Here is a 9,417-nt window from a genome sequence, read left to right as displayed (position 1 = left end):
AAGTATGTTTGGAAAAATCATTTTAACTGCGATGCTCACAACCAGCTCTGCCACTGCCGAAGATGCCGGGAAGAACATCGCCTCAGGCTTGGCAACTGCATCTACCCGCCAAATAGGTCAGGCCATCATGCCAACTCTAGCTATCGGCTCGGCCATTGCAAAAAGCGCAGGAAAAGGCATGGTGTTAGGTTTCGCTGAGACATCTGCCAGCTATATTTCCCACGATGACCTGAGCGCCACTCGAAGCTATCAAAACCCTGAGGCTGTTGATATGGCAAAAGGCCTGGGGACCTTGAAAGACGTCCCTGATTTCCTCTACGTCATTACAGACGTAAATGCCAACATGGCTGACAAATGCAAGCGCGTCTGGGAGCCTCAATCACTGGCTTTAAGCCAATTGATTGTTGAGCTGGTGGCACTGCGTAAGACGAACAACAAAGGTAGCTTCACAAACTAAAACAATTAAGGGGCCGTCGGCCCCTTATCTTTAATTACCCAAGTTCCTTTGATACCTGAGCTACAATAGTTTTAAATCAGAATTCCAAAATCAATTCACATGGATGGCGAATACTTCAACCGGATAATCTCCAAAGTGCGGGTGCGTTATGACGCTCCTTGAGAAGCCACGCCAAGGACGAATCTCTATCCTGGACATATCTCCAGCCTTTGGGTAGCCACACTTAACATGGACTTCATCATACTCGCGCCCCTCTAGTCTTTTTATCCAGTAGTCTGTGACGAGGCGATATTCATCTGGTTTTTCTCCAGATTTGATCTGATCGAAGTAAATCTTTTTTACGGGCAGATGAAGTATTCTCTTTTTCATAATCACCACCTGATAGCTCATCAGACTATCTGGGTTCCCTCGCCGTAGTAAATGACTGCCATTATTTACCTTCCTTACTTCTGATACCGTGCTGCACCACGGTATGGCGACCGCAATTCACATTCAGGTGATCCCGAACTGCGGCCATGACCGCTGAATGCAATCTGTAATCCACACTCTGCCCAAGTGTTTCTGTCGCTTGTTCTTTTGCCATCCACGAAATATCAAAGCTATCAGGTATCGACATCAACTCCTGAACCAGATCGACCGATGGCTTGTAAATGCGGCCACCGTCTTGGATGTACACAGCATCCTTTATCCCACGATCCTGAGACTTGAGGATGGTCGGGCAACTGGTGCTTTCTCTCGTCAAGAACGCAGGCATCCTGCGAGAAGTTGACTCTCTGGCCTGAATTGACTTCAACGCTGTGACGTCTGTACAATCCCCGAGGTGCTTCTCGATCACCGGCCACAATCGTCCACCAGCTCTCTGCTCAGGTTTCGGTGGAACGAACCCAGGGAAGACCGACGCCACCATGTAATAGCGTTCTCGCCCCTGGTACGCGCCGAAATCCAGACCGTTCAAGACCATCTCAGTGAGGAAGTACCCCATCCGCCGCAGTGTCGTTCCCATCATCGCCCCGGCTCCGGATGCTTTGAAGTTCGGGACGTTTTCCACCAGCACGACGGCAGGGTTCACGACCTCGATCTGTTTTAGTGCCGGGTAAACCATGTCGAGCATGGTGGAGAGATCTTCAAGAGAACGCTCTTTGTCCCTTGGACTTTTGGCGTTTGAGTGGTCATCACACCCCAACGAGTAATGGGCCAAACCAATTGGTGGGCACTCCGCCAGCAAGGCTCCAAGGCGATCCAGCTCCAGGTGATGAATGTCTTCATTCAGCAGGATACGCGGGGAGCTGTTCACCAGCGTATTGAGCGCATGTACTTCACTCAGGTTCCGCCCGGATGCTCTGTCTCTGGCTTCAACTGGACGATGTTCCAAAACAATCTCAGCCTTCCAGCCAAGCGCTTCCATAACATGAATGTCTACCCCGCCAGTCAATGCCACAAAGGCACGGAAAGGGCTGGTTTTTCTGAACCGATCAGCAATGGCAAAGGCTCTGTTTGCGACGGGAGTGAAGACTACTCGACCTTTTCGCATTTCGACGTGGAAACGCTCTGTATAGCGAGGGAAGCACTTATCTATGAGCCCTTGTCCCGAAAACTCAATAACGGTTTCCAGCGGGTTGTTGGAGCGACTCTTTGGTTGATACCGGCGCTGATAAACTTGATGTGTCTGTAGTTCATCGGTCGCCAGGATCACCGAAAAACCGCCCATCCCCTCCCTTGGCTCAACGGCGATGCCCATACCTGGCTTGAACCCCATAACATCCAAAAAGTTGGACGAAACCCTAACCTTGCGGTTATCGCCTACTCGATTGAACGCAAGTTGTTTGGTTACTACGGAGGGGGAGACGATCGGTAACATTGGTCAACCTCTTTTCTTCTTGTTTTGCTCGCGCTTCACCATTGCTCCAGCAGCTTTCAGAAGTCTCTGGTTCTCCGCCAGCTCATCTTGGAGTTCCTGAGTATCCTCTTCTGTCTGAGGCTTTTTCAGCTCGGCCTCGCAATATTGGACCTCTTCCTGCAAGCTGACTTTCGCAAACTTGAGAGCGGCCAGTCGCGTCGTATAAACGCCAAAAGGCAATTCGCCACCTTCCCGGAACTGCTTCAAGCACCAGCTCGGTATAGATGGCAACCAACCAAAGTCCCCATTCTTCCGTGACCTTTTCCCCCACGTAATCCCATCTAACTTTTGGGTAAGATTGACATAGCGTTGATCGCTGGTTGAGTTACGTCGTTTCTGAATAGAGCGAACTATCCACTCTGTAACCTCAACCTTTGCTTTATCATCATCAGAGATGTAATAAAGGGCTTCGTACAACACAGCGCCTTTACGAATGACTGATGGTGGGTATGCCTGGGCTTTCATCTATCCCCCTATCGCTTTTTCTGTCCGACAAGACGGAGATGATCGGCGGCCAAGTCATACTGCTCGTTTTTGTCGCGGCGGCGGAATCTGTCAAAAAACTTCCCTCGTGGCAGGGTTTCTTCCATAGCGATCAGGCGGTTCAGCCACACTTCTTGAGGTAGCATCCCTGCTGGAGTCGGCCCGAGCTTACGTCCTTCCTTGACGTGCTCCATTGTTTGCGTGGCAGTAAAAATCGCACCACCAAACTTTCTCCACTTGAATTGCAGGGGCATATCTGGAGACTCATCCAGCATCAATTTCTTATTGGTTTGTTCTGTCACGACAATTACTCCACCATCCATTCTTCACTAAGCAGGAACGCCCAGCGCTCTTCTGCTTTTTCTGGGTTGTCTTTGGCCTGTTTGATCATGATCTCGGCGGCGTTAAAGCCTACCTCTCCACTGAACCGGCCCCATGAATGGCTATGCCACTCGCGCATCACACTTCGGCCAAGCGATGCAAGTTCTGGACTTACACCCTCATGGAGGGCATAGAGCTCCCAAGCGTCCCAACCGTATCGTAATAGGTTGTGCCCTGGGGCGTTAAAGGCCTGAGCAGCCTTGAACCGCTCTCCAGGCTCCTTCCCTCTAACATCCACCCCCTGGAGCACCAACCCCATTACCACTTCAATGACAGGCTCGCGCTGCTTCTTTGCCAGCTCGATGGCAGCCATCAGCATTGCTTTGGCGTCAGCAAATTTCCCATGCCCTTGGCACATACCGCAGGTTTCTTTGGAAGGGGAAATGTCATAAACACCGGAACCAGCACAGAGGCGGCATGTCAGGTCAATCATGGGCGCTTCTCTCCTCATACTTTTCGATGCGCTCTTTCAGACGCCGAACCACTGGCGCGAGCTCAGGGATAGCTTCCGCTTCCTCAAGCGTGTATCGCTTGTCTTCCTGGTAATCAACTATTTGAGGAGGCCTTGGCTGTTTCGGTAACTCAGCAAAGTCATTCAGCGGCATCGAGGTAGGAAGTCCTCCTTCTATCTCACCTTTTTCGTTGAGTGACTGGGTGACGATAAGCTGTGTTCCACCCACCTCGGTATCAAAGCGGTCATCAAAGCGCTCACCGATAGTCCAGCCGCCACGGCCAAGAACACAGGTCGTACTCATACGTAGGCGATTTAATGCTTTAGCGTCATCCCAGTTCAAACGATTTTCATCCATGAGGAAAAAAGGCGCTTCGTCCCGAACGGGCACCTTGGACTTGGCGTTATCGAAGATCGGCCCAAACATCCCCTGCTGGAGGTATGGTTCGACTTTCTCTGCAAGATCCTGGTGCCCTTGAGAACGCAGCGCCTCATAAAGCTGGGTGATTGTTTGTTTGTCGGTGTCAGGAAGGCAGGACAACACTGTCTGCTTTTCCTCGTCACTCAGGCTTACCATTCTGGACAAAAAGCTGACTACCAGCTCGTTGTGCCCATCGACCGTTTCAATGTTGAGCTTGTTCTCGTCCATCTTCTTCCTCAGTAATCGGTTCGATAAATTCAATGGAGTCCATGCTTACATGACTGATAATGGCTTTCAGGCCGCAGCAGTCGCATGGTTCAAAGGTCAGTTCTGATCCCTTGGGAGACTGATGCGTGACCGTTGCCACAGCCCCTAGAGGGATCAACCCCCAGCCGTTTTTTAGTACCCGAGTAATTCTGACCAGCCGACCTTTGTACTCTCGTTTCAGTTTCGGATGCGGCACTACCGCATATCGCTTACTCATTTCGGTCCCCTTGTACCAAAGGCTCGATAACCAGCTCTTGAGCTTCGTCCCAGTCGGACACCTTTGCATCACCAAACGCAAAGGCAATTCGCATAGCCACTGTCGGCCTGCCTATTTTCATCAAGTAAGCCGCAGCACCGGCACACATCGACTCTTGTCCCGAAGGTGCATAGTTACCCTCTTCATCCCATTCACCACCTGACTTTGAATGCACGGTCTTGTGACAATGAAACGTCGTCATGTCGTTTTCAACGATGTCGTTGATGATGCCTTCTAATCGCCCAGGGGCCAGCTCGATAGCGCCCTCCTTCCGGAATGGACAGTTGGCGCAAGGTTTCTTCAAACGGAGATGATTTGCTTGCTTTGGCATACATATCACTTTTACAGCATCATTTTATGATTCTATGATATAGCCATATTCCGTGTAGTCAATATCTCAGTAACAATTACTTTCTATCGGACGCTTACGCGCCCATTTTGGGCAGATAGACAAGTTATTTGGGCGTTTGGAGTGTGCGAGGTGGACAGCGGGGAGACTTTCACATGTGAAAGTTTTGTTTCTTGGCATCGTTTTATTGTCTCTTGATATTATTTTATGATGCTGTAATAATCATAAATAAGGGCCGCATCGCTCTTCGACCTTCGTTGCAGCCCTTACAACACAATCAAGCAATTAAGGAGCTTTGTTATGCTGCAAGGCAATACTAACACGAATAAGCGCATCCCGCTCGCGGCGTTCATGAAATGGTCGCTGGCGAAACGTCAGGACTTCATCGACCGGGAAATGTCCGGTTGCCCCGACTTTATCAAGACGTCTTTGCTTCGGCATTAAGGCGATCAGGCAGGAAAGCAAAGAACCTCGCTTCGGCGGGGTTCTTCGTTTCTACCTCTTGAATGTTTCGTCAGAACAAACTGGAGCGCTTATGTCACCAGAAACACAGCAACTTACATCCAAGGCTTTATCTCTCATCGAGCAGTCCCGATACAGAATTGGCACATCTCGGTTTGTTGAGGCCTTTATTGACCAGTGGGCATACTTGCAGACTGGCCTATACCCAGCCAAGGAGGAGATCCCGGAAGAACTTCAGCCGGTCGCCTTCGAGCTCTCTCACGTCCTGTCTGCCGCCATTAAGCGCGACCCCACCAGCGATGTTTTGGGTTACGTCCTAAGCATGTCTGGCTTCCACAAGAAGGGCACCAATTACTTCCCCACTCCTCCAGAGATTGGCCGCTTGATGTCACTCATTGTTGGCTCACAGTCTTCGGCAGACTTTTATGAGCCCTGCTGTGGTTCTGGCATCAACGCCATTCACTGGATGGAAAACCTGATCGAGAACCACGGTCCCGAAGCATTGAGAGAAGCCTCAATCTACCTGGAAGACATCGATCCGTTGATGGTGAAGTGCTGCATGATCCAGCTATTCCATTATTTCGAGTCCCGCAATACCACTCCCAAAACGCTGAGTATCGTCGGCATAGACCCGACATTCCGCACCTGATTTAGGAATAAATTTGCCGATAGCGCTCACCCAATACCTCCAAAATGATCTGCTGGTCTCCTGTTAGCTCCGTTACTTGTGGCGGAGCTTCTCCCAGTCGATATTCATGGATGCCACCAAAGCGCAAAAAGATCCAACGGGCCGTCGGCTGCTGGGTCGGTTTCTTTTTCATATCCGCCACACTGCGATTCTGCTCCACTAATCCCTGCCGGATCCGGTGCTCCAACGCTGCGTAAATCATCAGGCTACAGGTCATCACCATGAGCAACGCTTCAATCCGCTCCGGCTTTTTCAGGTACAGTGAGGAGGTTAAAAACTCCGGGCTCTTGAGAAAACGAAAGCCCCGTTCGACATTCTGCTGCGCTTTATAGGTGGCCAAAAGTTCGGCCATGGTCAGCGTATCGCTGTGGTCATTGGTCGCCAGGATGAACACCCCGGTCTGGTTGCGGGCCTCTTCAACGCAAGCCAGGCTAGTTGCCGCCAACCCAGTGATTTGAAACTGATGGCCAATTGGCTCTTCGCCACGCTTGGGTCTGCCACGTCCTGTATAAACGGGTTCACCTACCACTTCGGCATCCAGTTGCAGCAGCATCAAGCTGGCGGTAAAACAGCTCAACTCAGCTTGGGCATCCGCCTCACAAGCAAAGCGTCGGGCACACAATTTGGCGAAGGCTTTGAGCTCGCGGGTACTGTCTTTGAGCAGGTTTTTGGCCAATGTCTGCTGCTCGCGGTGGCTGGCTTGTTCGCTGCGCACCAGCAACCAACGTTGCGCGACCCCGGCATAATTCGCGTGTTGCCAACGGCCATGATAGCCATTGCCCAGAGCGGTCAGCGGTTGTGCACCTATGGTTGCCACGGCCTGCTTTGCCTCATTGAGAGTGACGGGCACCCGGGTCACAAATAGTTGCTGCTGTTGCGCCAGTAATTGCAAGGTATCGGCGCAGTACAGTGCGGCATCGCCGACCAGATAACGGCACTCCTGCGCGGCCTTGAGACTGCTCAAATGGCGACGAACGGTCTGGGCAAAGGCTTTGGTGTCATTACTATTGCCGCTCAGGGCCTGCATATAGACAGGTAGGCCGGCCTGATTTTCACAGATGAGCTCAAGGATCACTTGATTCAGCTCTGGCCGGTGATCACGACTATAACCACGCACCAGTTGCAGCTTACCGACCAGATCCCCATCGGCACAGTCATAGGCGCCATCGACGTGGAAGCTGGTAATATCGAGGTGCACTGCGGTGCTTTTGAGCCCCAGCCGCTCGACAACTTGCGCCGCCATCACCTGATACAAGGCGCTGACATCGGCCTCAAAGAGGGCATCGAGACAGCGACCGAGCACATCATCATTGAGGTCATCAGCACAGATCCCGGGGCCAATCAGGCGCTCAACCGGCTTGTTAGCGAAGAATTGCGGGAACATGTGCAGGGTGCTGCTGTGAAAGCCGAGGCCGTTCACTATCATGGCGACCAAGGCTTCACCATGTGAGACCTTGAAAGGCGGGGTTTTGGGGAGCAAGGCATCGATCATGCGGGCAATGCCCAGTTCCTGGCAGAGTGCGGCGACCAAACCAAGGTGATCGAGGTTACGGATCGAGATAGCGGGTGCGGCCATGATGATCTACCTGCAAAAGAGAGTAATAGATCAGAACGGCCGATCGCCGTCAAGCACTGAAAATAGCAAAATCAGGTGCGGAATGACGGATAGACACCCTTAGCAGACGAACCAAGAACATCGCCTACTACGCCGAAAAACCTCCAGCAACCGCCGCTACCGTGGCAGCATAAAAAAACCCGCCGATTGGCGGGTTTTGCATTCAATGCGCTGCTCTATGGCACCTTACAGTTTTCCGTACCGGTTCAAGAACGAAGACCTGTCTAAGATCCCCCAGTCTGTCAGCATGTAGTAGCCGGTGGCACCTCGTTCGCCGGTAGACTCCCTGACGAACAAGATATTCATTCCGAACTCATCACGCAGGGCAGACAACTGTCTCTTGATCGTTGATTCAGGAATATTTGTTGCCTTGTGAAGGTCTTGGAGACTTGGCTTCTCCGTTTTAGACAGGGCATTCACCAAAGCAAATTTTCTTTTCATGTCCTGTGAGATCTTCATATTCACCTGTTCTTGACAGGCCCAACCTCTCTGGCTGGGCCTCCTTTATTAGCCTTCGACACTCAGGAGTTCAATGTCTGACACAGGCACATGAACATGCTTTTCCTTGCCTTCGCCATCGAGCGTTTTAACCCAGACAGTAGACGGAACCAGAGCAACACGGTCGGTCATGATGACTCCACGTTTGGTCTCGCCATCCAGGTTAACGTTGACAGCAAAAATCAAACTGTCAGCCCGGACGTTCTTCCATTCCTTGTCCTTCGGCAGAGGAGGAAGAGCATCACCGCCTTCTTCATCTTTGTCCTTGCCGCTGTTATCTGGCTGCTTGACAGGATCTTTGTGCTCACCCTCTTCATCACGCAAAGGGTCTTCGTCATCATCGTCCTGACCATTGGAATTTTTACCCCGTTCCAGTTCCTCCTGGGCAAGGTTCAGGTCGTCATTCCCGGTTTGTTCCGACGTACCATCCCCACCCGAGTTGAGGGATTGCTCGTCGGTGTTGCCAGCGCCAAGCTCATCATTCTGGTGGGAGCCAGTCAGTGGGCCTTTTTCCATTTCGTCTTTGATACGTTTGGCATCATTCAGCAGCTCACGGCTTTGTTTACGAGTAATCCCGTCAGACATAGCCACCGCGCAGACGGCGCGACATCTTTCTTCATTCAGATCGAACAAGAGACGAAGGTTATTCAAGGTCTCTGTATCAGAACATACTTCATTATCGTATAACTCACGCACACAGTCAGGTAGCTTGAGCAACGACAGATGCGTAGATACGAAAGTGATATTCTTACCGAGCCGATCAGCAATATCCTTTTGCTTCCAACCTTCTTCAATAAACAGGTTTAACGCCTCGGCAATCTCTACCGGAGTCAAGTCATCCCGCTGGATGTTTTCGATCAGCTCACCAGCAGTCTCGTCCAAGTTGTTCTGGACCTTATCATTCACCACCAAGTCAATGGTCTCGATACCAGCGTGTTTACACGCTCTCCAACGCCGCTCCCCTTTTTGGATGACGAACTTGCCTTCTTCGTTCTTCGGGAACACGATGATCGGAGACTGCTGCCCTTCGGTCAGCAAGGTTGCCGCCAGCTCTTCAATGTTACGGAAGCGCTTACGAACCTGGACCTTGGATACAACGTCGTCAACAGGTACGGTAAGAACCTCTTTGCCTTTCTTGCCTTTGGCGGCTTTAGCAAGTTCGGACAGGCCTTTTAAATTGTTCAATGCCATC

The 9,417-nt window shown here is 51.3% G+C and carries 14 protein-coding genes; 3 read left to right on the top strand and 11 right to left on the bottom strand.

Features of this window, described 5'->3' with window-relative positions; genetic code table 11:
- The first annotated feature begins 4 nt into the window (after positions 1–4).
- Entirely contained in the window at positions 5–457 is a 453-nt protein-coding gene (locus tag B5P39_RS19410) for a hypothetical protein (RefSeq protein WP_088212658.1), read from the top strand.
- Between the two features lie 90 nt (positions 458–547).
- On the opposite strand, the gene B5P39_RS19405 is transcribed toward B5P39_RS19410, so the two are convergent.
- The 8 genes from B5P39_RS19405 to B5P39_RS19370 form a co-directional block, all read right to left on the bottom strand.
- Positions 548–826, bottom strand: a complete 279-nt coding sequence (locus tag B5P39_RS19405) for an ASCH domain-containing protein (RefSeq protein ID WP_227524197.1) — start codon at positions 824–826, stop codon at positions 548–550.
- 61 nt (positions 827–887) lie between these two features.
- Complete coding sequence (locus B5P39_RS19400) at positions 888–2,315, bottom strand: DNA cytosine methyltransferase (protein WP_088212656.1); 1,428 nt, start codon at positions 2,313–2,315, stop codon at positions 888–890.
- Positions 2,316–2,318: 3 nt separating this feature from the next.
- Positions 2,319–2,819 carry a hypothetical protein gene (locus B5P39_RS19395; protein ID WP_088212655.1) on the bottom strand — a complete coding sequence of 167 codons (501 nt, stop codon included), beginning with the start codon at positions 2,817–2,819 and terminating at the stop codon, positions 2,319–2,321.
- Positions 2,820–2,827: 8 nt separating this feature from the next.
- Positions 2,828–3,139, bottom strand: a complete 312-nt coding sequence (locus tag B5P39_RS19390) for a hypothetical protein (RefSeq protein WP_002210541.1) — start codon at positions 3,137–3,139, stop codon at positions 2,828–2,830.
- A 5-nt stretch (positions 3,140–3,144) separates the two neighbouring features.
- A complete protein-coding gene (locus B5P39_RS19385) occupies positions 3,145–3,651 on the bottom strand; it encodes a hypothetical protein (protein WP_088212654.1) in 507 nt (168 codons plus the stop codon).
- Entirely contained in the window at positions 3,644–4,318 is a 675-nt protein-coding gene (locus B5P39_RS19380; RefSeq protein WP_088212653.1) for a thymidylate kinase, read from the bottom strand. The genes B5P39_RS19385 and B5P39_RS19380 overlap by 8 nt, the downstream gene beginning before the upstream one ends.
- Complete coding sequence (locus B5P39_RS19375; protein ID WP_088212652.1) at positions 4,293–4,574, bottom strand: hypothetical protein; 282 nt, start codon at positions 4,572–4,574, stop codon at positions 4,293–4,295. The genes B5P39_RS19380 and B5P39_RS19375 overlap by 26 nt, the downstream gene beginning before the upstream one ends.
- Complete coding sequence (locus tag B5P39_RS19370) at positions 4,567–4,917, bottom strand: hypothetical protein (protein ID WP_369596984.1); 351 nt, start codon at positions 4,915–4,917, stop codon at positions 4,567–4,569. Before B5P39_RS19370 ends, B5P39_RS19375 begins: the two co-directional genes overlap by 8 nt.
- 345 nt (positions 4,918–5,262) lie before the next feature.
- Between B5P39_RS19370 and B5P39_RS24735 the strand changes: the two genes are divergently transcribed.
- Both B5P39_RS24735 and B5P39_RS19360 read left to right on the top strand, forming a co-directional pair.
- Positions 5,263–5,406 carry a hypothetical protein gene (locus B5P39_RS24735; RefSeq protein ID WP_172693091.1) on the top strand — a complete coding sequence of 48 codons (144 nt, stop codon included), beginning with the start codon at positions 5,263–5,265 and terminating at the stop codon, positions 5,404–5,406.
- A 91-nt stretch (positions 5,407–5,497) separates the two neighbouring features.
- Positions 5,498–6,073 (top strand): N-6 DNA methylase, encoded by a 576-nt coding sequence (locus B5P39_RS19360; protein WP_088212651.1) that lies wholly within the window; start codon positions 5,498–5,500, stop codon positions 6,071–6,073.
- A gap of 1 nt (position 6,074) precedes the next feature.
- On the opposite strand, the gene B5P39_RS19355 is transcribed toward B5P39_RS19360, so the two are convergent.
- The 3 genes from B5P39_RS19355 to B5P39_RS19345 form a co-directional block, all read right to left on the bottom strand.
- On the bottom strand, positions 6,075–7,688 hold the full coding sequence (locus B5P39_RS19355; protein ID WP_010674210.1) for an IS1634-like element ISAs25 family transposase: 1,614 nt from the start codon (positions 7,686–7,688) through the stop codon (positions 6,075–6,077).
- 225 nt (positions 7,689–7,913) lie between these two features.
- On the bottom strand, positions 7,914–8,186 hold the full coding sequence (locus B5P39_RS19350; protein WP_000703827.1) for a helix-turn-helix domain-containing protein: 273 nt from the start codon (positions 8,184–8,186) through the stop codon (positions 7,914–7,916).
- Positions 8,187–8,234: 48 nt separating this feature from the next.
- On the bottom strand, positions 8,235–9,416 hold the full coding sequence (locus B5P39_RS19345) for a ParB/RepB/Spo0J family partition protein (RefSeq protein ID WP_088212650.1): 1,182 nt from the start codon (positions 9,414–9,416) through the stop codon (positions 8,235–8,237).
- Position 9,417: the final 1 nt, after the last annotated feature.

Origin of the sequence: Shewanella sp. Shew256 (assembly GCF_002196695.1) — a bacterium.
Taxonomy (GTDB): domain Bacteria; phylum Pseudomonadota; class Gammaproteobacteria; order Enterobacterales; family Shewanellaceae; genus Shewanella; species Shewanella mangrovisoli.
This window is presented reverse-complemented; position numbering and strand designations above follow the sequence as displayed.

Excerpts from the sequence above, each read along its gene's own strand:
- B5P39_RS19395 (WP_088212655.1), bottom strand. The coding sequence starts at position 2,819 with ATGAAAGCCCAGGCATACCCACCATCAGTCATTCGTAAAGGCGCTGTG.
- B5P39_RS24735 (WP_172693091.1), top strand. The coding sequence starts at position 5,263 with ATGCTGCAAGGCAATACTAACACGAATAAGCGCATCCCGCTCGCGGCG.
- B5P39_RS19355 (WP_010674210.1), bottom strand. The coding sequence starts at position 7,688 with ATGGCCGCACCCGCTATCTCGATCCGTAACCTCGATCACCTTGGTTTG.
- B5P39_RS19350 (WP_000703827.1), bottom strand. The coding sequence starts at position 8,186 with ATGAAGATCTCACAGGACATGAAAAGAAAATTTGCTTTGGTGAATGCC.
- B5P39_RS19410 (WP_088212658.1), top strand. The coding sequence starts at position 5 with ATGTTTGGAAAAATCATTTTAACTGCGATGCTCACAACCAGCTCTGCC.
- B5P39_RS19345 (WP_088212650.1), bottom strand. The coding sequence starts at position 9,416 with ATGGCATTGAACAATTTAAAAGGCCTGTCCGAACTTGCTAAAGCCGCC.
- B5P39_RS19385 (WP_088212654.1), bottom strand. The coding sequence starts at position 3,651 with ATGATTGACCTGACATGCCGCCTCTGTGCTGGTTCCGGTGTTTATGAC.
- B5P39_RS19360 (WP_088212651.1), top strand. The coding sequence starts at position 5,498 with ATGTCACCAGAAACACAGCAACTTACATCCAAGGCTTTATCTCTCATC.
- B5P39_RS19375 (WP_088212652.1), bottom strand. The coding sequence starts at position 4,574 with ATGAGTAAGCGATATGCGGTAGTGCCGCATCCGAAACTGAAACGAGAG.
- B5P39_RS19405 (WP_227524197.1), bottom strand. The coding sequence starts at position 826 with ATGAAAAAGAGAATACTTCATCTGCCCGTAAAAAAGATTTACTTCGAT.
- B5P39_RS19400 (WP_088212656.1), bottom strand. The coding sequence starts at position 2,315 with ATGTTACCGATCGTCTCCCCCTCCGTAGTAACCAAACAACTTGCGTTC.
- B5P39_RS19380 (WP_088212653.1), bottom strand. The coding sequence starts at position 4,318 with ATGGACGAGAACAAGCTCAACATTGAAACGGTCGATGGGCACAACGAG.